The organism is Cellulophaga fucicola (assembly GCF_900119145.1).
Classification (GTDB): Bacteria; Bacteroidota; Bacteroidia; order Flavobacteriales; family Flavobacteriaceae; genus Cellulophaga; species Cellulophaga fucicola.
Genome location: NZ_FPIY01000001.1, coordinates 250117 through 274111, shown reverse-complemented (window position 1 = coordinate 274111; position 23995 = coordinate 250117). Strand labels below are relative to the sequence as shown.

Annotated in this window: 21 protein-coding genes; 20 read left to right on the top strand and 1 reads right to left on the bottom strand. The window is 29.7% G+C overall.

The genetic code is table 11. From position 1 onward, the window contains the following. Positions 1–21 precede the first annotated feature (21 nt). From BT107_RS01235 to BT107_RS01190, 10 genes are read left to right on the top strand one after another with little or no spacing between them, the layout of a single operon-like run. Positions 22–1545: a lipopolysaccharide biosynthesis protein gene (locus BT107_RS01235; RefSeq protein ID WP_072301939.1), complete on the top strand. Its 1524-nt coding sequence runs from the start codon at positions 22–24 to the stop codon at positions 1543–1545. A gap of 29 nt (positions 1546–1574) precedes the next feature. Further along, complete coding sequence (locus tag BT107_RS01230) at positions 1575–2858, top strand: hypothetical protein (RefSeq protein WP_139254255.1); 1284 nt, start codon at positions 1575–1577, stop codon at positions 2856–2858. Between the two features lie 3 nt (positions 2859–2861). Then, a complete protein-coding gene (locus BT107_RS01225) occupies positions 2862–3836 on the top strand; it encodes a polysaccharide pyruvyl transferase family protein (RefSeq protein WP_072301937.1) in 975 nt (324 codons plus the stop codon). A gap of 5 nt (positions 3837–3841) precedes the next feature. Beyond that, positions 3842–4942: a glycosyltransferase family 4 protein gene (locus BT107_RS01220; protein WP_072301936.1), complete on the top strand. Its 1101-nt coding sequence runs from the start codon at positions 3842–3844 to the stop codon at positions 4940–4942. A 2-nt stretch (positions 4943–4944) separates the two neighbouring features. After that, on the top strand, positions 4945–6153 hold the full coding sequence (locus BT107_RS01215; RefSeq protein WP_072301935.1) for a glycosyltransferase: 1209 nt from the start codon (positions 4945–4947) through the stop codon (positions 6151–6153). Positions 6154–6159: 6 nt separating this feature from the next. Continuing rightward, a complete protein-coding gene (locus tag BT107_RS01210; RefSeq protein ID WP_072301934.1) occupies positions 6160–7242 on the top strand; it encodes an EpsG family protein in 1083 nt (360 codons plus the stop codon). Positions 7243–7248: 6 nt separating this feature from the next. Further along, positions 7249–8235: a glycosyltransferase family 2 protein gene (locus tag BT107_RS01205; protein WP_072301933.1), complete on the top strand. Its 987-nt coding sequence runs from the start codon at positions 7249–7251 to the stop codon at positions 8233–8235. Further along, the gene (locus tag BT107_RS01200) at positions 8235–8657 is read left to right on the top strand and encodes a thiol-disulfide oxidoreductase DCC family protein (RefSeq protein WP_072301932.1); all 423 of its coding nucleotides are present in this window, start codon (positions 8235–8237) and stop codon (positions 8655–8657) included. Before BT107_RS01205 ends, BT107_RS01200 begins: the two co-directional genes overlap by 1 nt. 10 nt (positions 8658–8667) lie before the next feature. Continuing rightward, positions 8668–9129 (top strand): hypothetical protein, encoded by a 462-nt coding sequence (locus BT107_RS01195; protein ID WP_072301931.1) that lies wholly within the window; start codon positions 8668–8670, stop codon positions 9127–9129. Continuing rightward, the gene (locus tag BT107_RS01190; protein WP_072301930.1) at positions 9119–10027 is read left to right on the top strand and encodes a hypothetical protein; all 909 of its coding nucleotides are present in this window, start codon (positions 9119–9121) and stop codon (positions 10025–10027) included. The genes BT107_RS01195 and BT107_RS01190 overlap by 11 nt, the downstream gene beginning before the upstream one ends. 68 nt (positions 10028–10095) lie before the next feature. Here BT107_RS01190 and BT107_RS01185 read toward each other — a convergent pair whose 3' ends face one another. Further along, on the bottom strand, positions 10096–12084 hold the full coding sequence (locus BT107_RS01185; RefSeq protein WP_072301929.1) for a right-handed parallel beta-helix repeat-containing protein: 1989 nt from the start codon (positions 12082–12084) through the stop codon (positions 10096–10098). Positions 12085–12409: 325 nt separating this feature from the next. Between BT107_RS01185 and BT107_RS01180 the strand changes: the two genes are divergently transcribed. The 10 genes from BT107_RS01180 (at position 12410) to BT107_RS01130 (ending at position 23950) form a co-directional block, all read left to right on the top strand. Continuing rightward, the gene (locus BT107_RS01180) at positions 12410–13435 is read left to right on the top strand and encodes an acyltransferase (protein ID WP_072301928.1); all 1026 of its coding nucleotides are present in this window, start codon (positions 12410–12412) and stop codon (positions 13433–13435) included. A 35-nt stretch (positions 13436–13470) separates the two neighbouring features. Next, entirely contained in the window at positions 13471–14619 is a 1149-nt protein-coding gene (locus tag BT107_RS01175; RefSeq protein ID WP_170854682.1) for a glycosyltransferase family 4 protein, read from the top strand. Positions 14620–14725: 106 nt separating this feature from the next. Continuing rightward, a complete protein-coding gene (locus BT107_RS01170; RefSeq protein ID WP_072301926.1) occupies positions 14726–16033 on the top strand; it encodes a phenylacetate--CoA ligase family protein in 1308 nt (435 codons plus the stop codon). A gap of 22 nt (positions 16034–16055) precedes the next feature. Next, a complete protein-coding gene (locus BT107_RS01165; protein ID WP_072301925.1) occupies positions 16056–17081 on the top strand; it encodes an ATP-grasp domain-containing protein in 1026 nt (341 codons plus the stop codon). 200 nt (positions 17082–17281) lie between these two features. Further along, positions 17282–18352 carry a hypothetical protein gene (locus BT107_RS01160; RefSeq protein WP_072301924.1) on the top strand — a complete coding sequence of 357 codons (1071 nt, stop codon included), beginning with the start codon at positions 17282–17284 and terminating at the stop codon, positions 18350–18352. A gap of 39 nt (positions 18353–18391) precedes the next feature. Further along, a complete protein-coding gene (locus tag BT107_RS01155) occupies positions 18392–19003 on the top strand; it encodes a sugar transferase (protein ID WP_072301923.1) in 612 nt (203 codons plus the stop codon). Positions 19004–19117: 114 nt separating this feature from the next. Further along, on the top strand, positions 19118–20815 hold the full coding sequence (locus BT107_RS17350) for a NeuD/PglB/VioB family sugar acetyltransferase (RefSeq protein ID WP_084639067.1): 1698 nt from the start codon (positions 19118–19120) through the stop codon (positions 20813–20815). Positions 20816–20825: 10 nt separating this feature from the next. Next, positions 20826–21857, top strand: coding sequence for a GNAT family N-acetyltransferase (locus tag BT107_RS01140; RefSeq protein ID WP_072301922.1), 1032 nt, complete (start codon positions 20826–20828; stop codon positions 21855–21857). A 46-nt stretch (positions 21858–21903) separates the two neighbouring features. Next, positions 21904–22728 carry a cupin-like domain-containing protein gene (locus BT107_RS01135; RefSeq protein WP_072301921.1) on the top strand — a complete coding sequence of 275 codons (825 nt, stop codon included), beginning with the start codon at positions 21904–21906 and terminating at the stop codon, positions 22726–22728. Between the two features lie 58 nt (positions 22729–22786). Further along, positions 22787–23950 carry a GNAT family N-acetyltransferase gene (locus BT107_RS01130; protein ID WP_072301920.1) on the top strand — a complete coding sequence of 388 codons (1164 nt, stop codon included), beginning with the start codon at positions 22787–22789 and terminating at the stop codon, positions 23948–23950. Positions 23951–23995: the final 45 nt, after the last annotated feature.

Below are 23995 nucleotides of genomic sequence, written 5' to 3'. Positions count from 1 at the left end.
TAAACATAAAACCAAACCATTTTGAGTCAATTAAAAAAAGGAGCCTTTTTAAATTATGCCACTATATTTTTAACAAATGTAGTGGGCATTTTATTAACTCCTTTTATTCTTAGCTATATAGGAGCTTCGCAATATGGCATTTACATTACCATAGGTGCACTAGTTGGTACCATATCTTTATTAGATTTTGGCCTTAATAGCACCATTGTGCGTTTTGTAGCCAAGTACAGGGCAGAGAAAGATAAAGAGGGTGAAGAAAACTTTTTAGCAACCACCATGCTTATTTTCTTTGTTATATCTGCGATAATAGTAATTATAGGTCTTGTATTTTACAATTTCTTTATAGATTCCTACTTTACAAAAATGAACGGGGAAGAAATTAAAATTGCCAAAACCATATTTGGTATTTTAATTTTTAACCTATCTATTAGCTTGCCGGGTGCTGCTTTTACAGGTATTTGCTATGGGTACGAGTCTTTTGTATTTCCTAAAACATTAAACATTATTAGGTATATAACACGTTCTCTTACTGTTGTTGCGGTATTAACTTTAGGTGGCAAAGCTATTTCGCTTGTTATTCTAGACACCGTATTTAACCTGCTAATTATTGCCATTACCTTAACCTTTGTCTTCAAGAAATTGAAGGTTAAAATAAAATTACATAGTTTTTCTTTTGTATTTGTAAAGCAAATTTTTAGTTATTCTGGATGGATTTTTGTTTTTGCACTAGTAAGTATTTTTCAATGGAAAGCTGGGCATTGGGTATTAGGAAGTACTAGCCCTCCAGAAGTACTAACTATTTATGGTATTGGTATTACACTAGGCACCTATTATGGGGCCTTCTCTACTGCTATTTCTGGCGTATTTTTACCTAGAGCAACACAAATGACTGTAGGTAAAGCTACAGGAGAAGAATTAACAGATATGATGATAAAGATTGGGAGACTTTCTTTTATTGTTCTTATGTTTATTTTTGGGGCATTTTTGTTTTTCGGACACCAATTTGTTTTGTTATGGGTAGGTAAAACATTAGGTCCAGAAGGTAGTTATGAATCTTGGTTAATTGCTATTTTAATAATGGCAGCATACACATTACCGCTAGTACAAGGCTTTGGAAACTCAATTTTAGAAGCAAAAAGTAAATTAGCATTTAAAGCTATTTTATACCTTTCTTTTATGATACTAGGTACTATACTAGGTGCCATATTAGCGCAAGAAAATGGTGCCCTAGGGATGATTACTGGTTCGGTAGCAGCTTGGGTTATAGTACAAAATGTAATGAATTTTTATTACCATAAAAAGATAGGCTTAAATATTATTCGTTTTTTTAAACAGCTTTTAAACAAAACAAGCATAGCCATACTATTGGCATTTGGTATAGCTTATTTTATAAACCTAATACCAGGTCAAGATTGGTTTAATTTTATATACAAAGCTATAATTTATACTGTAGTATATGGCACACTTATGTATACTTTAGGATTAATTCCTTTTGAAAAAGATTTATTTAAAAAGCCAATAAATAAACTATTAAAAAGAAAATAGATATACGCTCTATGCTTAAAAATGATAACATGAAATTGTATCTAAATACTATTAAAATTGAAGACAAGAATACTATTACTTACGATTATACCGTAAGTGATGATATTAAAGAATATTTCAATTTAAATAATAAATACTATAGCAAATACGACCAAAATATTAGCGACACTCCAAATAGCATTGCTGTTATACCGTTTTTAGCCAATATAATGCCTATTGCTTGGTTTGTTGGTTTTGATGTATTTATAGATGAAATTGACAGTACTTTTTATGCTTCTTTAGAAGAATTAAAAAGACAGTTTATTAAATTTCACCCAAATAAAGATATTAAAGGCGACTTACACGTTAAAAACAAAGTTGATACTGTTATAGACGGCACTAATTCATCTCTTTTATTTAGTGGTGGTTTAGACACTTATGATTCTTTTAGCAGGGTATACAATAAAGACCCTTTTTTAATTTCAATTCATGGAGCTGATGTTAAAATTAATGATAAAACAAAATGGAATAAGTTTGTAAAATTTAATTCTGAAGAAAAAATTATTAACCACGATAAATTATTCTATATAGAGTCTAACTTAAGAGAATTTTACACTTATAAAGTAGACTTACTTGTAGATGGTTTAGGCTGGTGGGGAGCCGTACAACACGGTATGGCTTTACTTGGGGTTATAGCACCATTAAGCTACAAGCATAAAATTACAGATATAAATATAGCTGCATCTGCTACTAAAGAAGTAACTTATAGTTGGGGTTCTTCTCCGTACATAGATGAAAACATGAAATGGGCCAATTGTAAAGTTACCCACAATGGTTATGAGTTTAGAAGAACAGAAAAAACTCAAAATGTTGTAGATTTTGTAAACAGCATAGATCAGCAATTAAAATTAAGAGTTTGTTATGCAGACGAAAGAGTTGATTACAACTGTAATGTATGTCACAAATGTCAAAGAACTATACTTAGTTTAATGCTATGTAACGCAGACCCTAAAGATTATGGTTTTATAGTACCCGCTAATTTTTACAGTTTATTATTTAAGAATTTTGGAGATAATGCTGTAATGACAAAAGGACTTAAATACCAATGGACATGTATTCAAGATAAGGCAAGAGAAACAGACACATTTTTTGTAATAGAAGACGAGGCTAAAGAAAAAGAAGCTATAACTAAGTTTATAAACTTAGACTTAGATGCTATTATAAATAAAAACCAAGAAAGCGTATTAAAGAAGAAAAAAAGCAGATTTCTTTTACAAAAAAAATACCCTTTACTATATAAAATATACAAACTAATTAGATACCAAAAAATTTAAAAAATGAAATACGGATTATTTACTTACGCAGAAAACAAACGTTTTTTTAACGTTGGAGATAACATCCAGAGTCTTGCGGCTAAACAATTTATTCCTCAGGTTGATGAATTTATCAATCGCGAAGAATTAGCAGATTATAAAGGAGATGATATCAAAGTAATTATGAATGGTTGGTTTACGCACAATACTACCAATTGGGTGCCTTCAGAACCTATAGATCCATTATTTGTTTCTTTTCACATGAACAATACAGCGGCTCCTAATATGTTAAGTGAAAAAGGAATTGCGTATTTAAAAAAGCATGAACCTATAGGCTGTAGAGATAAATTTACGGCTAAAATACTCCAAGAAAAAGGGATTGACGCTTATTTTTCTGGTTGTTTAACACTAACATTAGATACCTACAAAGTAGACGATAGTGAACGTACAGATGATATTTACATTGTAGATCCGTTGTACAATTACCCAAGATCTGAAAAGGTTTTTTATGATTTAAAAAGAACTATAAAAAGTGTTCTTGACGGAAAAGTTTTCAAATTAGGAAAAAAAGCAAAGCATTTGCGTAACTTTATTAGTGATGACTTATTAGAATCTGCAACATTTATTAATCAAGAACCTAAGGCAAACACCTACTCAGATGAAGAAAAGTTTGCAATGGCAGAAGATTTACTACATAAATATGCTAAAGCAAAACTAGTTATAACATCTAGAATACACTGCGCATTGCCTTGTTTGGCTATGGGAACACCAGTAATTTTTATCAACAGTTTTGATAGCTTTGTAGACTCTTGTAGGTTCGATGGTATTTTAGAGCTTTTTAACCACATTACTGTAGATAGTAAAACTGGCGATTTTAAAGCTAATTTTGATTTGCAAGGAAAAATAACTAAGGATACTATGGTTACTAATTTAGGATTACACCACAAATTAGCAGAGCCACTTAAAGAGAAGTGTAGAAATTTTATCGCTACTAAATAATTTACATGAAGTTATTATACATTACAAATCAAATTTGTGGCTCCGGAGGTTTAGAACGTGTATTATCTATTAAGGCTAGTTATTTAACTGAAAACCTTAATTATGACGTACATATTCTTACTCTAAACCAAGGAAATACGTCCCTATTTTATGATTTTAGTGAAAAGATAACATATCATGATGTTACTGCAAAAGGCAACCCTTTACAGTATTTTATAAATTACAGAAAAGGCATAAAGGAAATTATCAAAAAAATAAATCCTGATGTTATTAGTGTTTGTGATGATGGATTAAAAGGATTACTCCTCCCCTACATCATTGGCAAACCTTGCCCTATGGTCTATGAGAGACACGCTTCAAAAAATATAGAAATTAAAAAAGATAACCTGAAGGTTTTAGATCAACTTAAACGTAAAATTATGTTTAAGTTGATGGATATAGGAGCTGCAAAATATGATACATTTGTGGTTCTTACAAACGGGAATACTAAAGAGTGGAACTTACAAAATATGGTTGTAATTCCTAATCCATTGTCTTTTTTCCCTGAAAAGGAACAATTGAGCAGTTTAGCTAATAAAAATGTATTAGCAGTTGGCAATCATGGTTTTCAAAAAGGATACGACAGACTCTTACAAAGTTGGAAAATAGTTCTTGAAAAATATCCTGACTGGATACTTAACATATATGGAAAAATTGATGAGGATAAAAAGCATATAAAGCTAGCAGAACATTTAGGGATTTCGAAAAATGTTTTTGTTCATCAACCAGTAAAAAATATAGAAACTAAGTATAAAGAAGCATCTATTTATGTAATGTCATCTAGGTCAGAAGGTTTTGGCATGGTACTTATAGAAGCTATGGCGTATGGTGTACCCTGTATCTCTTTTGATTGTCCATCTGGCCCAAAAGATATAATCGACGATAAGAAAGATGGCTTTTTAATAAAAAATGGTGATATCAGCACTTTTTCTTCTAAAATATGTTCCTTAATTAAGGACTATGATTTAAGAAAGAAAATGGGGTTAAATGCTAGAATAAAATCTGAAAAATACTTAACAAAAAATATTATTCCTATTTGGGATACTTTATTTAAAGGATTATCATAAATATGAAACCTAAAAGCATTTTACTAATTATACCTTATGGCAGCGTGGGAGGAATGGAACGTTTAGCCTACTCGTTTTATAATTTTTATAAAAAAGAAGGATACCAAATTAAAGCTCTAAAGCTAATTAAATTAAAAGATGATATTATCAACTTTAATGATGATGAGCTTTTTCTTTCTGAAAAAGATTTTAGTGATATGAAAAAATCTGAAAGATTGAAATTTTATTTTTCAATACCTTTTAGAATAAAAAAAATAATAAAGAAAAATAAGGTTACACATACTATTTCTTTTGGTGATATGGCTAATTTTTTCAGCTCACTAACATATACCAAAGATTATAAGATTGCTAGTATACACGCATTAAAAAGCGTAGAACTGAGTAACAATTCTTTATTTAGTAAAATGACTAAATTTGGATACAAATACACCTATAATAAATTAGATAAAGTCGTTTGCATTAGCAATGCAATAAAAGAAGACTTATTAAAAAAATGTGATTTTAAATTTACTGAAAAATTAAAAGTAATTTATAATCCACATGATTTAAAAGAAATAGAAGAAAAATCTTTAGAAGAAATAACTTCAAGTAAAGAAAATGATCTTTTAAAAACAAATAGCATTTTATTTTTAGGACGTTTTTCAATTCAAAAATCTCCTTGGCATCTTATTAAGTCTTTTTCTATAGTCGTTAAAAATGTACCAAACGCAAATTTAATCATTATTGGTGATGGTGATGATTCTGTTTTAAAACATATAGAAAAACTAATCAAAGAATTAGGCTTAGAGGCTAAAGTTCACTTTCTAGGAAGAAGAACAAATCCTTATAAGTATTTAATAAAAGCTAAAGTTTTAGCTTTATCCTCACATTATGAAGGCACTCCAAATGTAATAGTTGAAGCAATTGCACTTGACACTCCAATAGTTTCATCTAATTGCACAGAAGGCATCGCAGAATTAATGAGTCTAAGTAAGACAACAAGTACTGATGAAAACATAGCGGTAGAAGCAGGTATAATTACACCCAACCTTTATAAAGGTATATTAGGTATTCCTTCGGATGATAAATTTATTAGTGAAGAAAGATTATTCGCTAAAGCTTTAGAGGCTGTTTTACAATCTAATACACATCAGGAAAAATTAATCGAAAATAAAAAAGAGTTATTAAATAAATTTAATTTAGTTAGAGTAGCTAATCAATATTTATCGTAAAAGCTTATGATAGAATTTATTTCTTTAGAGAATTATTACCCCTACTATATTAACCTTTGTTTATTTATAGTATTAGCTACGCTATTACACTCATACGTAGTTGATATTAACAGTGATAAAAACATAAAATACATAAGAACAATTGGCTACGCATTGTGTTTTATATTAGTTATTTACATGGGCTTAAGACCTATAAGCGGCAAATATTTCACGGATATGTTAACATATTCTAGACATTTTAATCATTATTCATATGGAGGAGAAATCATAGGAGATAAAGATTTATTCTTCCACTATTTTATGAAGTTTTGTGCTAGCTTCATGAACGTGCATATCTTTTTTTTAACCTGTGTCGTTATATACATATACCCTATGTATAGAATTTCTAAAGTCTACTTTAAAAAGTACTGGTTCTATTCCTTTTTAATGTTAATCGTTTCGTTTTCTTTTTGGACCTATGGCACTAATGGTATTAGAAATGGTTTAGCAACCTCTATATTTCTATTAGCCCTTTCTTTTCCTAAAAAAAGAATTGTGCAGTTAATTATAATATTTATTGCCATTCTTTTTCATAAAACTATACTGTTACCTACGCTTGCCTATATAGCTAGCTTGGTATACAACAAACCTAAAGTGTATATTGCATTTTGGGTCCTATGCATACCAATGTCACTAGCTTTAGGTGGTTTTTGGGAAGCTATGTTTGCTTCTTTAGGTTTTGGAGATGATAGATTTGCTGGTTATTTAACCTCTGAGAACTCTGGGGCGTTTAGGTTTGATTTTTTATTCTATAGTTCTTTTGCTGTTTTTACGGGTTGGTATTTTATCATAAAAAGAAACTTTAACGATAAAATTTACAGTGCAATATTTAATACCTATGTCATATCTAATGCCTTTTGGATACTTATTATAAGAGCTGGCTTTTCTAATAGATTTGCATATTTGTCTTGGTTTTTAATGGCTTTGGTTATTATATATCCTTTCTTAAAAAAAGCATTTTACAAAAAACAGCATATTGTAATTGGGAGAGTAGTATTCTTATATTTTCTGTTTACGTACTTTATGTTTTACATCTACTATTCAAAATAAAAAAATATGAAAATTATCAGTGTAATTGTACCTATGTATAATGTTGCTAATTATTTACACAATTGTATAAAAAGTGTTTTGGAGCAGGGAATAGCTGAATCTGATTTTGAAATTATTATGGTAGATGATGAATCTCCAGATAATAGTCTTGAAATAGCTAATGCTCTTGCAAAACAGTATTCTAATATAATAGTAGTCTCTCAAAAAAATAAAGGCCTTGGCGGAGCTAGAAATACTGGTGTTACAAATGCTTCTGGCGAATATATATTGTTTTTAGATGCGGACGATTGGTTTATTCCCAATTCTATAAAAAACATCTATAAAATTGCTAAAGAAAATAAACTGGATATTTTAGAATATGGTTTTAACCAAGTTACAAAAGAAGGCACAGTTGTAAATAGCTTAGCTCTAAATAATAATAAAATATTTAAAGGCGTTACCTATTACAACACAATTAAATATTCTGGATCTGCTTGTAATAAACTTTATTCAAGATCTTTTATAAAAGCAAATAATCTTGTCTTTTTAGAAAAAATATATGGGGAAGACTTTGAGTTTAATACTCGTGCTTATTTTTTCGCCAACAAAGTAATGGCTACCGATATTATTTGTTCTGAGTTTTTGCAATCAGATAATTCTATCACTAGAAATAAAAGTAAGTCTATGAAAACAAAATATCTAAATGATTATATTAAAATTTTAGATAATATAAAGACTTTCTATCTTGAAAATAATACTGAAAACAAACCAGAGGTTACAAGTTATTTTAAAGAAAGGTTAACACTAGTAAACATCAATGCTTTTTTTATGATGTTTAAAAACAAATACAGCTACAAAGAAATATTAGATTACAAAAAGAACCTTGATGCAAAAAAAATCTTATATATAAAACAAACTGTAGCTAACAAAAAGAAAAATATTTTTAGACGTATAATGTTACAAAACTTTTTTCTTTTCAGGTTTTCTCAACCTCTTATAAAACTTATTAAATAATGAAACAACTAGATTTAGAGAATAAAAAAATTATCTTTTTTGATGGCGTATGCAATCTATGCAATAACTTTATTGACCAAATAATACATAAGGATCATAAAAAAATTATTTATTACAGCTCGTTACAGTCAGACATCACAAAGGAGTTGCTAAAACCGTTTAATGTAGAGGTTACAGATAGTACATTATCTACAATCTTCTTTTATGAAAATGGCAAATTATATAAACAATCAACTGCCGTACTAAAAGTGTATACTAATTTAAGTACAGGGTACCGAATATTAGCTAAAATTTTATTAGTTATACCTAGTTTTATAAGAAATGGAGTGTACAATTTTATAGCAAAAAATAGATATCGCTTTTTTGGCAAAAAGGAAACATGCAGATTACCTTCTCAAGAAGAAAAGGATCAATTCATTTAATTTTTATGATATGAAATTAAAATTACTAAAAATAACGATACCTGCTTTAATGTTATTCTTCTTTGCAAGAAACATATACCTAGTACAAAGTAAAGGCTTAGATAGTTGGATGGGAGGCGGTATGCGTATGTTTGGCAAAATAGACAAAATGCTATACAGAGTAGCTGGTTTTGAAGTTACCTACAACTCAAAAAAGTATTTTATAAACTTAAGAAGTGTCCCTGAGTTTGAAGATGAAGATGTTGCTTTAAGAATACTTCCTAGCGATGATAGACTAAAAGAAATTTCAAAAAAGATTAAATCTAAAAAATGGTTTTTTAATCCTGAAAAAGAAAATATTACATTAAAACCTACAAGTGTAAATTCTCTTTTAATAGATAATGCCTTAATTACAAAAATTGAAGTTTTAACTGTTGATTTTGATGCTAAAACTAAAGAAATTAAACTAAAAGACATTAATTATGCTAACTAAATTTTTAACAGCGCTTAATAAAAAAGATGCGCTCTTATTTAATGAGAAGCCACTAACAATTAGTTTAAAGCTAATAATCATCGTTTTATTAATGTATATGAACGACAATAATTATTTAGCTATTTTTATGCCTGTATTTCTTGTTCCTCCATTACTTTTTAAAAATATTTTACAGAACAAATACTATTGGGCACTATTAGCATTAATTTCTGCCATTTTTTACTTAATACTAGACTTAGTAGCATACGTACCTAATCATAAACATATATTTGCTTATGCAATTATTGCAGTAGCAATAGTGCTATTTTTTTCTAAGGAAGAAAATAAAATCTATATGTTATCTTACCAAGCTAAGATTATTATTGGTTTGTGTTTTTTGTTTGCTACTATTGGTAAATTTTTAGCTCCTGAATTCCTGAACGGCTCATTTTTTGAATTTACAAATACAACGGACCCTAGATTTTTTGGAGTTACTTCTATCTTAAATAATATTGATATATTAAGTTTAAAAGCAAATGAGAGTAACCTTGACCTCTTAATTAATACAGTCAATCCAAAAGATTCTTTTAATTTACTAAGCAACGTAAGCATATCGTCTTCTAGTTTTTTTCTATCGTATTGGACAATTTTTATTGAAGGTATGATTGCTATAACTTTTTGCTTGCCTAATAAGTATAAATTAGCGCAATTTAGAAATTGGTTTTTAATCATTTTTATATTCTCAACATATCCTATTGCTACAGTAAAAGGTTTTGCTATTATTTTAAGTGCTCTTGGTTTTATACAGTCCATAGAAGATAATAAAATAACAAAATTCTCTAAATTTTACTTAGTCGTTTTTGTCTTGTTACCATTAACAGATATACCCTTTTCCAGACTATTTAATCTATTTATATAATAAAAAAGGCTATGATACACAGAGATCATAGCCTTTTTTATTATTGATCGATCTATTTTTAACATATATTACAGACAAGAATTATCTTTTTCTTGAAAGCTAGAACTTGTATCAGATTTTATACACTCTTTTTTTGCACTAACATCTATAGAGTTATCTGTAAATAATATATTGTTAGAATTATCTCTTAACTCAAATCCATGTGTAGTTTCTGCTGTTATAATATTATCTTTAAAATCTAGATTAGAACTGTTATAAATTATTGTTCCAATATTAAAATTATTCTCATAGAAATTAATTCCTGAACTTTTGGAAATGGTCGACAACACAGAAGAGTTTAATTCATTATCATAAACGTTAAATGCATAATCCTCTCCTTCATCAGTATCATTAACCTCCATAAGGCGCATAGGGTCATTTTTAACATTTATGATGTTTTTGTAAATTTCAACATCATTAATATTTGCTCTAAATGCAGAAATACCCCTGCTATTTTCTGATTTTAAATTTTCATCAGAATAAATTGTATTAGAATACACTTTAGAATTGGATAAGTTCCGTAAATATATTCCAACTCCACAGTTTTCTATTTCATTGTCAAAAACTAAATTTTCTCTATTATGAATGACAATCCCTATGCCATAACCTATTATTTTATTACCTGATATCTCATTGTCAAAAGACCCTACTGAATTATCTGATCGCCCTCCTAAAATAGCAAATTTTTGTTCTTCACTTTTAGCCTGTACTAAATTATTTATAATTTTTACACCTGAAGCAAAACTCCAAGATATATTAGTTTCTACATCATTATTCTCGATGGACACATCCTCGCCTATGTGCACAGTAAAGCCTCCTCCTGCACTACCACGTTCAATATTGTTACTGATTGTAATGTCATACGATTTTTCATAATAAATATAATCGCCATTTTCATCTTTTGTTCTTGCTGCTTCAATATCTATAGCAAATTTGGGCGTTACACCTTCAGATTTGCCTGTATCTACACCGGCATTTAAAAATGTATTATTATCAATAGTAATATCAAAACCATCCGTAATTGATAAATTATTCCTTCTATTGGAGTCAAACAAACAATTTTGAACCAAAATATTATGAGTAGGCTTATATTCTGGATTATAAGTGAAATTAATGCCATCTATTTTCATACCATCACCATTAGCATATTTCATAGTCACCCCATCTACCTTTGAGTCTACAGCTGCATGCAAATACAATAAATGTCCTTTTTCATGTCTTCCGCCATCGGGAAAACTATGCTCATCTCTGTCTCCTATTAAAATTCCTCCTTTAATAGTTACATTACTGACTTCTCTTGCTGCTAATAAAGCATAATCAGAATTACTATTCGGAAAAACCCTAAGTACTGTATTATCAGACATTAGTAATGTAAAGTCACCAGGAACATTGACACTTTCTTTAGTTGGATAAAAATTAGCATTAGTTTTAGTACTAGTAACTTTAGAAACTTCAAAATAAGCATCAAACTTATCTATGCTAAAAGTAGTTGCACCAATGCTTTTTGTATAGAACATTAATTCTTCTAAATTATCATTATTTTTTTGTGCAATTTGTGTTGTAGTTACTCCTTGTACCAATTCCCAGCGGTTAGGGTGCAATATAAAAGTTTCGCTTAGTAAGCTGACATTACCTGCAACCGTAAGTTTATGGTTTAATAAATTACCATCTATTTTACCTGCACTAGCAAAATTTAACGTTCCATTTATAATTTCACCGCCTTTGTATTCTAAAGTAACTCCAGAAGGTATGGTTATGGTAGCACCTTTAAGATCTAGTTGGCATTCTACAGCCAAAGTAGTACCCGCTTCTAAATTCTCTATAGTATAGTCACAAGGTGTTGTATTAATTTTTAAATTGTCTACAGGGGTAACATCTGGCTCTGGATCTGGCTCTGGTGTTTCTGCCTCTGCTATAACATTAGCTAACAAATCTTCTTGCGTGCAAGAGGTTACTGGCGCTATTAGCAATAAGCTAAAAACTAAAACTTTTACTAGGGTTAATGGCTGCTTGTACATACTACTTTTAGTGTTGGGGTTTAAAGATACAATTTTAACGTAATAATCGATTAAATGTTCATAAAAATCGACAACTAACTTAAACAATTACGCTACAAACTTAATTTCAGACGTTTACACCCTTATTTTTAGTGATAAAATCGACGAACTACCTAATTTGTAGTATTTATCTGTATATGAACAAGCCATATACTTTAAATTAAACTCACTTTTTTATGGTTTTAGTATAACCGTTACCGTTAAAATTTACCAGTTAATAGATTAATTACAATAAAAATAGCTTTTATAACTAGATTTGAACTTTTTAAATTTTAATAGAAAATAAATGGAAAGCAAAAGAATACATTATATAGACAATTTAAGAGTACTAGCTTGTTTTTTAGTGATCTTAACACATTCTGCAATGTCTACTAAAGACTCGTACGGTTTTTATGCTGTTATAATTTCTTTATTAGGTAATCCTAGTTCTGAATTGTTTTTAACTATTTCTGGAGCTCTTTTATTACCTACTAGAATTAAAATGAAGGAGTTTTATATAAAAAGATTTTCTAGACTAGCCTTACCTGTATTATTTTGGTCATTAATAATTTTATTAATTCAATATCTAATAGGTGTAAATACACTTGGTATAACTATAAAAAAGTTGATTTTAATTCCTTTGTCTCCGGTTACTGGTGTCTATTGGTTTATATATACTATATGTGGCTTATATTTGTTAGCACCTGTTATTTCCCCGTGGATAATAGCTTCTACAAAAAAGGAATATCAATTTATACTTCTACTTTGGTTGTGTACTATTCTATTACCTTATATAAGTTTTATTTTGCCTGATTTTTATCATATAGATGGTAATTATTATTTTATCTTAAACTATTTTGGTGGCTTTTTAGGTTATATGCTACTTGGTGTATATTTAAGAAAATACCCTATTATTTTACCTAAAATAAAGGCAATACTTCTTATTGCAAGTTTAGTTACACTAGCGATATTACCTATATTATATTGTTATTTATTTAATAGAGAGTTAATAAATATTATAAATAATAATTTATCTATTTCTAGCGTATTATTAGTTACTGCAATTTTTATCTTCTTTCAAAATTTTGGGTCTACGAATATTAAATTTAATAATTTTATTAACTATTTAGCCAAATATACTTTTGGGATATACTTGGTACATATTATTATAGTAAGAAACGTTGTTCAATATATTTACTCTTTTTACCGTACAGAGCCCATTAACCCTTTAATCGAAAGTCCTCTAATAGCAATAACATCTATGATTGTATCTTTTCTTTGCGTAAAGTTAATTTCAAAACTACCACAGAGTAAAAATATAGTAGGCGTATAAAATCATAACTTTATCTTGCAAGGCCAATCATTATTATGAAAAAGAAACTAATTCGTGTTACCACAATTCCCAACTCATTGGGTAAACTACTTACAGGACAATTGCATTACATGAGCAATTACTATGATGTAATTGGTGTTTCTAGTGGTGGTAGCGCCTTAGAAGATGTACGCAAACAAGAAGGAGTGCCTGTTATGGCTGTAGAGTTAACCCGTAAAATAACACCTATAAAAGATGTAAAATCTGTATACGGCCTGTACAAAATATTTAAAAAAGAAAAGCCTTTTATAGTACATAGTCACACGCCAAAAGCTGGTACTGCTGCTATGTTAGCTGCTAAATTAGCTGGTGTACCACACAGATTACATACTATTGCTGGTTTGCCATTGTTAGAAGCTACGGGTACAAAAAGAACCATTTTAAATCTTGTAGAAAAAATTACCTACGCTTGCGCTACTAAAATTTACCCTAATTCTTTTGGGTTGCAAGACATTATTATTAAAGAAAAGTTTACACGTAAAGACAAGCTAAAAGTAATTGGTAAGGGTAGTTCTAACGGTATAGACACCAATCATTTTAATCCTGACTTGTATACTGCAGCAGACAATTTAAAGTTAAGAACAGAATTAGGTTTTGCGCCAGAAGATATTGTGTTTACGTTTGTTGGCAGATTGGTGGCAGACAAAGGTATTAATGAGCTAATACTTGCTTTTAAAAAGTTAGCGGCTATAAAAAAGAATGTAAAATTATTATTGGTGGGTACTTTTGAGACAGAATTAGACCCCCTTAACAAAGCGTCTTTAGATTACATTTACAATAACGATACGGTTTTAGGTATTGGTTGGCAAGAAGATGTTAGGCCTTATTTTGCAATCTCTGATGCGTTAACGTTTCCTAGTTACAGAGAAGGGTTCCCAAATGTTGTTATGCAAGCTGGCGCTATGAAACTGTATAGTATTGTAACAGATATAAATGGTTGTAACGAAATTATACAAGAGGGTGTTAATGGTACTATTATTCCTGTAAAAGATGCAGAGGCTCTGTATGCTAAAATGCTTCAGTTTTACGACCATAAAGAAGAACTATACAACCCCAATACATGTAGAGCTATTATGGTTAAAAACTACGAGCGTTCATACATATGGGAACAACTACACCAAGAATACATTTCGTTAGAAAAATAAGCGTAATATTTTAAGTAATTTCTGATAGTTTTAAGAAAAGATAACGACTATTTGCTGATATTTGAATTTTTAATAACCAACCAACTAAAAATCAGTACATAGACCTATGGGAATAGCAGCTAAATGTAGAAATTTTGCTTTTTGGACTCTTGATACTCTTAAAGGAGGTGTTATAAAAAAAGATTTAAAATCTATTCAGTCTTTTTATAGCTCTTCTAAAGAAAAACAGCTAAAAGAACAAAGAGCTGCTTTAACTTCTTTATTGCATAGTGCTGTAACTACTACTGAATTTTACAAAGAATATAGTGGTGTTAAAAACCTAGAAGATTTTCCTGTGGTAGATAAAAATACCATAAAGGCTAATTTTAAGGCTATTACATCTAAAACCCTAAAACCAGAAAAATTAATTTCTGTGAGTACTAGTGGTTCTACAGGTGCGCCTTTTAAAGTGTACCAAACTCCTCTAAAGAAAAAAAGAAATACAGCAGACACCCTATACTTTGCAAAGTTAGCTGGTTTTACAATTGGGCAGAAATTACTATACCTTCGTTTTTGGGCCGCATACTACAAAAAACCCAAACTTTTGGCTTATTTACAAAACACAGAACAGTTAGATGTTAGTAAATTAACCGACGATTACATTAAAAAATTAATAGTCAATTTACAAAAAGACAGCTCTGCTAAAGGTTGGCTTGGTTACCCATCTGGCTTTGAGACTATTTGTAAATATTTAGACAAAGTAAACGCAGAACCTTTAGACTGCAACATACAATCTACAATTGCAATTGCAGAGGGCTTATCGCCTACCGTACAGTCTAAAATGGAATATTATTTTAAAGCGCCTACCGTATCTAGATATTCTAATGTTGAAAATGGTATACTTGCGCAACAACTACCTAACCAGACTTATTTTACCATAAACTGGGCAAGTTATAAGATAGAAATACTAGATTTAGACAAAGATATACCTGCAAAAAAAGGAGAAATAGGACGTATTGTTGTTACAGATTTATACAATACAGCTACACACATGATCCGTTATGATACTGGAGATGTGGGTTCTTTTTACGACGATAATAAAGATGCCTTACCGATGCTAAAAAGCGTAGAAGGAAGAAAAATGGATGTATTGTACAAAACAAATGGAGATGCATTAAACCCATTTACAATGCATGCTTACGTATACGATTTTCATGAGGTAGAACAATTACAATTTATACAAACAGCAGAAAAAGAATATCAAATAAAAATAAACACAACTACCAATTTTTTAAGAGAAGATGAATTAGTTGCCTTGTTTAAAAATGATATTGGTACAGATGCTACTATACAAGTAGCGTATGTGCATGAAATTCCGTCTTTAAAATCTGGAAAAAGAAAAATAGCCATTAACCTCTATAAAAAAAGCAATTAGCCTACGCATTTAAAATATACAGATGAAAAAAACAAATATACTTTTTACGTGCGCAGGCAGAAGAAATTACCTTATTAATTATTTTAAAGAAGCATTAAACGGCAATGGTCTTGTGCTAGCAACCGATATGCTTGCTAATGCGCCAGCATTAATAGATGCAGACATAGCTAAAATAGTTCCGGGTATTTATGATCATGACTATATAAGTAGTATATCTGCAATTTGTAAAGAGTACCATGTAGATGCTATAATTTCTTTAAACGATTTAGAGTTGCCCATATTGGCCAAACATAAAGACGAATTAAAAGCAATTGGTGTTGCCGTACTTGTCTCTAGTGAAGCGGTTATAGACATTGCTTTTGACAAATGGAAAACTTATAATTTTTTAGTCGAAAATAATATTTTAACTCCAAAAACATACATAGACTACGCCTTAGCTTTAGAAGCTATAGACGCTAATATATTGAGTTTTCCTTTGGTACTTAAACCTAGATGGGGAAGCGCATCTATAGGTATAGAAACTGTAGATACTAAAGAAGAACTTTTACTGGTATACAAACTATTAAAATTAAAGTTGAAAAAATCTATTCTAATCAATGCTAGTAAAAACAGTATAGACCAGGCCATATTAATACAAGAAAAAATTGAAGGTGTAGAATACGGACTAGATGTTTTAAATAATTTTAAAGGAGATTACTACGGTACTTTTGCAAGAGAAAAACTGTATATGCGATCTGGAGAAACCGACAAAGCAACCTCTGTAATACAACCAGAAATAACTGCCATAGGAGAAACTATTGCAAAAAAATTAAAACATACCGGCAACTTAGATTGTGATATTTTTATTGCAGACCAAAAAATTTATGTATTAGAGCTAAATCCTAGATTTGGAGGTGGTTACCCATTTTCTCATGAAGCAGGCATAAATACCGCTGCAATTTATATCGCATGGCTAAAAGGCCATACAGACATTGCTAAATTTAATAGGTACAAAAGTGGAATAACCTACGTTAAATGTGACCGATTGCTACAAATAGAAGCACTGTAAAATAGCTAGTAACTCTGCTGTTAACAAGGTTTAACATTCTTATTAACACTACACAAAACCTCTTAATTTTCTTGTTAAGAAAACAAGTAAACGATGCGTTAATCTAATTAATACTACACTATATCTAGAACTCTGTATATATTGGCGTACACTTCTTTTTTTGGCTATTTTTGGCATAAAATTAGTAAGTAGTATTATTTATGAAAAATAAAGCAGGTTTGGGTTCTTTTTTTCACAGTACAGATGCTGATAAAATTACTGATTTTAATACGTTAGAGTACATTCCTGAATACCAATTATTCTATACAGGAAGACACGCTATGAAGTATATTTTTGACAAACTTATTTCTGAACAGTCCATTGAAAAAATATGGCTTCCTAAATATTATTGTCAGCATGTTACCAGTTGGCTGCAAAACTGTTATTCTAACATACATTTTTACACCATAGACCCGTTTACTACAACGCATGATTTAAATGTATTAGATTTTGCTACAAAAAATGACATTGTTCTTTTAAATAATTTCTGGGGATTTTTTAACTACACTATACCTACTACAGCAAACAGACCTATTTGTATAGAAGACCACTCTCACGGCTGGTTAAGTACTGGTTGTTTAACAAGTACTGCAGATTATTGTGTGGCATCTTTACGTAAAACATTACCCATTGCATTAGGAGGTATTTTATGGCAACCCAACAAAGAAAAAATTAAAAAATCTAATGTAGAAATTTTACCTAATACAGCCTTTTACAACAATTGGGAAGCTATTACTACCGCAATGGATCTTAAAAAAGAATACATTGCTACTACTGTAGACTCTAGTGCAAAAGACATCTATTTAGGACTTATAGGAGCGTCTGAAACCTACTTACAACACCAGTATGATGTTGTAGCGCTAAAAGAAGAACATAAGACGTATATTAATTCTTATATACAAAAAGACTATACCTCTTATAAAAAACAGAATTTTGAGTACCTTTTACAGCATCTAAATATAAATAGTAACTTTAACATTCTAACAGACAGTAAAAACACACCTTTTGGTTTGCATTTGGTATTTAAAGATAGAGCCACTTTTTTAAGTTTAAAAGCATTTTTAATTGGCAAAGATATTTACCCATCTGAACTATGGCCAGGGAATGAAAAAACAGATAGCTGGTCTTATCTATTAAATATACATATAGACTTTAGGTACAATAGTACAGATATGACGCACATAACCACCTCAATTAACCAATGGGGAATGCATTTTTATGAAAACAATTAATTTAAACCAAAACAACAACTGCCAAAACAATCAAAAAAAATGTACATTAATTTTTTTAAAAGACTTTTAGATTTTCTTCTTGCCGGTTTAGGATTTATTTTCTTATTCCCCCTGTTCTTTACTGTTGCCATAGTTTTATTCTTTTTAAATAACGGAAAAGTTTTCTTTTTTCAGCCTAGACCAGGTGAAAATGAGAAGATATTTAAAGTAATTAAGTTTAAATCTATGACCGACAAAAAAGATGCGAATGGAGAACTATTACCGTTTCATTTACGAGTTACAAAATTTGGAAACTTTATACGTAAATATTCTTTAGACGAAATACCACAATTGCTGAATGTTTTAAAAAATGACATGAGCCTTGTTGGTCCTAGACCTTTATTGGTAGAGTACTTGCCTTTGTATAATAGTTTTCAAAAACAAAGACATTTAGCAAAACCTGGAATTACAGGCTGGGCACAAGTAAATGGTAGAAATGCTATTTCTTGGGAGCAAAAATTTGAGTTAGATGTTTGGTATGTAGAAAACAGATCTTTTAAAACAGATCTTAAAATTATTCTTTTAACTGTAAAGAAGGTCTTTTTTAAAGAAGGTGTTAATAATAGTGACAACCTAAACATGACTACGTTTACAGGCACACCAACAAAATAAAAATTAATACATATTAAGTGCTATAATAAAATTCCCCCCAGATGTAGCACTCCTAATACACAAGGTTAATAAACCAAAAAGATAGTATTCTTTAAATCTTATTTTATCTAAAATATGGACGAACCTAACAAAATTAAAGTACGCTTATATGGAGCTGGTGGCCATGCGTACGTTATTATAGACACCTTAAAGTCTAACGGTTATGAAATAACTGATGTTTTTGACAACGCACCTAAAAACAGTCTATTTGCATCTTTAAAGGTTGAAAAAGTAGCTACAAATTATGAAAACTTCCCTATTGTGGGCAGTCCTATGATTATTGCTATTGGCAACAATAAAATACGTAAAAAAATTGCTAAAGTTTTAGATGTAGACTACATTTCTATTACACATAAAAGTGCAATGGTTGCTACAACAGCAACAATAGACAAAGGAACAGTTGTTTTTGCGGGTGGTATAGTACAGTCTAATGCTAAAATTGGAAAACACGTAATTATAAATAGTGGTGCTAGTGTAGATCATGATTCAATTATTGAAGATTATGCACATATAGCTCCGCAAGTAACTTTATGTGGAGAAGTACACGTTAAAGAAGGTGCTTTTATTGGGGCAAATTCTGTTGTTATACCAAAAGTAACTATTGGCAAATGGGCTACAGTTGGTGCTGGTTCTGTTGTTATAGAAAATGTTCCCGATTATTCTACTGTTGTAGGTAACCCAGGAAAAGTGGTTAAAAAGAAGCCAAAAGCTAAAGAATACAATTTATTTGTAAAGGATTTAAAAACATTAGAAGAAATAAACGTCTATAAAGAATTATTAACTAATTATTGGTGTAATAATGTATACTACACCTATGAGTATTTAAAGTATTACGAAAATTCTACTGATGAATTGCGTTACTTTTTACTAACTGAAGACGGTATACCTGCTACAATAATGCCATTTTACATTCGTAAAATTGATGCTATTGAAAATTACAAGGATGTTATTACTCCTTATGGTTATGGCGGCCCACTATGCAAAGATTGCTCTAAGACAAAAATATTAAACCATTTTTGGTCAATGGTAGATAGTTGGTACAATAAAAATAATATAGTTTCAGAGTTTGTGCGTTTTAACCTTAATGGCAATCATGTAAACTACACAGGAGAACTCTCTGCAACCTTACGTAACGTAAAAGGTACTGTTAAAGAAAATGATGAAGACCAATGGACTGCTTTTTCTACAAAGGTTAGAAATAACTATAGAAAAGCAGAAAAGCACGAACTTACCTTTAAATTATACGAAGGAAATGAAATTACAGATAGTGTAATAGAAAATTTTCATAAAGTATATATTGAAACTATGGACCGTAATAATGCTAAAGAAATCTACTATTTTCCAAAGCAATATTTTGAAAATTTAATACACGCAAATCCAAATAGTTTTGCCATAGCCAAATCATATAAAGATAACATAGCAGCTTCTGTTGAACTTGTTATTATAAACAATAATACGCTTTATGCATTTTTAGGAGGTACACGAGCTAAGTATTTTGAATGTAGGCCAAATGACTTTTTAAGAGTTGAAATATTAAAATGGGCTGTACAACAAGAAAAGAAATTCTATATTCTTGGTGGTGGCCTAAAAGATGATGACGGTTTATACAAGAGTAAAAAAGTATTTTTTCCAAAAGATGATGATGTCATTTTCTATACCGGAAGAAAAATAATAAACAAAGAAATATACGACTCACTATCAGAACCTATTGTTTCTGCCACAGCATGTGATGAAGTTTGTAATTACTTCCCTGTATATAGAAGACCTTATTAGGATGTAGTGTATGATGAAAATAATAGGAAATAAGAAAGAGTGGGATGCTCTTTTAGATAAAGTAGCTGGGTATGATTTTTATCATACCTATGACTACCATATCAATTGTGCTCATGATGATGAAGAAATTGCACTTATTTCCTATACAACAAAAGATACTATTATAGCATTTCCTGTACTTATAAGGCCTATTAAAAACAGTTCTTTTTTTGATGTTACTTCTGTATATGGTTATGGTGGTCCGCTAAGTAAAAACATTACACCAGACACCAACCTTACTCCGTTTTACAACAAGTTACGTATCTACTTTCAGCAAAAGAATATTATTTGTGCCTACAGTAGTTTAAACCCATATATAGACAATCAGAAAAGAATATTATCTGGTCTAGGAAAAATTGAAAACATAAGTAAAATTGTAAACCTAAATCTAAAACAAACCTTAGAAGAGCAAGAGTCTAATTTTTCTAAAACAACAAAGCGATATATCAATAGAAATAAAAAACTGTTCTACTCTAGAATTGGTAAAACAAAAGAAGATGTCGCTATTTTTATTGACATGTATTACAAAACAATGTCTAGGTTACAGGCAAATGAAAACTATTTTTTTAAGGAAGATTATTTTTACGATATTTTAAAAAGTAACCAATACAATGCCGAGATTGTTTTTGCTGTTGCCAAAGACACCAATACAATTGCTTCTGCTGCTCTAATTATAAAAACAGATAAAACCATAATACAATATCATTTATCTGGCACCTTAGAAGAATACAAGCACTTATCTCCTATTCGGTTTATTTTAAATGAAGTACGTGTACAAGGAACACTAGAAGGATACTCTTATTTTAACCTAGGTGGTGGTTTTGGCGGAAATCACGATTCTTTATTCGACTTTAAAGCTTCTTTCTCCAATGATTATAAAAAGTTTAAAGTTTGGAAATACATTCTAAACACTGAAGAATACAATACTTTATCTAGTCAAAATAAAAATTTAACGCCTTTACTTAAAACATCTTTTTTTCCGTTATATAGGTACAATAAATAGTGCTTTGTATAAATCTTATTATATTTAATTAATAAACAGGACTCTTATGGATATTTTAGATGAAATTTTGGAGTTAAGTAAGCCTGTAGAAGAACTAGCTACGGTTGACACTAACTCATTTAAAAACATTCTTTTTAACAAAAAAAAGCCTGTAGTTATAAAAGGATATGCAAAAGACTGGGGCGCAACTAAAAAATGGAGTTTAGAGTATTTAATAAATTTAGCAGATGATAAAGAAGTAAACTTACTCGCTGGTAATTATATACAAGGAGAAACTAAATACCAAAAATCTACGCTTAAGAGTTATTTAGAAAAATTAAAAGAAGCAAACACGGATACTAATTTCACAGACTATTTAACAACGCTAGATATATTTAACTATTTACCTAATTTAGGTGGAGATACAGATTTTACAATTTTTGAACAGCACACTGCTGTAAATGATATAGCTGCTTGGATTGGTCCTAAAGGAACCGTTACAGGCTTCCATAACGATTCTGGAGATAATATGTATGCACAGATTAAGGGTGAAAAATTATTTATTATAGTACCTCCTACACATGCTAAAAGCATATACCCAAGTTCTAAATACATAAATGGTGCTGTAGCAAGCAAAATTGATCTTGCTAATTTTAATGCTGAAGAATTTACGAACTTTAAAAATGTTCCGTTTTACAAAGTAGTGCTACAACCTGGAGATGTTTTATTTTTACCAAAAAAATGGTGGCATTATGTACAGGCTTTAGACAGCTCTATTAGTATTAGTAACTTTGGCTATACCAAGTTAGAAATATTAAAAATGAGAATCCTTAATTTTTTACATAGAAGAGGATATTACAAACCAAATAATTGTTATTGTTGCTCTAAGTAACTACACATTACCTGTTTAAAAAAATAATTCTCCTAGCCGCTATATTACTATAAAAGTTATGTTCCTTACTACAAAAGATTTTTATACAGAATTTACCGAAAATAGACACATACTTCCCTACTACACTAAATTAGAGAGCAACTACAATACAGAAACATTGTACAGCTTAGAAGAAGATGCAACACCAATTTTAAATCCGAAATGCGTATCTATTAAGCTATTTCCTAAGTATTTAACGCCCTATTTTTATACAGATGAGAGTATAGGTGTAAAAAAAGTATTCCAGAAAGATGTAAACGGTTGTGCTATACATATTAAAGAAAAAACAACTATAGATTTATTTTTAAGAAATGAATATTCTAAAAAATTTAGAACTAGCATTAATAGATCTGTAAATAGGTTTGAGCTTTGTTTTAATTACAGTTATAACATGATAACTGAAAGTATTACCGCAGAGCAATATCGCTTTTTAATGGATGCATTACATAAAATGTTAGTGCATCGTTTTAACCAAAGAAATGAGCCCAACGATGTGCTTGCAAACTGGGATTATTACTACAATTTAGTTTTTAATTTAGTGAACACTAAAAAGGCTTCTATATTTGTTATTTATAGTAATGAAGAGCCTATAAATATTTGTATAAATTATCATTTTAAAAATATTCTATTTATTTCAATCTCTTCATTTAATCCTAATTTTTCTAAATTTTCATTAGGTAATATTTCTATCTATAAAATTATAGAATGGTCTCTTAATCACAATTATGAGCTATTAGATATGGGTTATGGAGATTTAGAATATAAAAGATTTTGGAGCAATTACATGTACGAGTATGAAAATCACATTATCTACTCAAAAAAAATAGTCCATAGTTTTATTGCCAGTATTGAAGCTTCAAAAATTAAATTTAAAAACTTTTTAAAATCGTATAAAATAGCAGAAAAGCGAACCAAAATAAAAACCTTACTTCGTAAAAATAAAAAACGATTAAATAACAATATCAATTATACAATTACAACTTTAACGGACTACAGTACAGATAATTTAACTCCTATAGCATATAATGATACTAGTTTTAGTATCATATCTAAACCTGTTTATGACTATCTTTTTTTACAGTCTACACCTATAGATACTATTACTGTATTTGAAATAAAACATAGTCAGGAATACTTAATTGTGGGTCCTAAGACAATAGAAAAAATAACCATAACAGCGTAATTTTTTTCAGATAAGACTATCATAAAGCGTAACTTATCTTATATT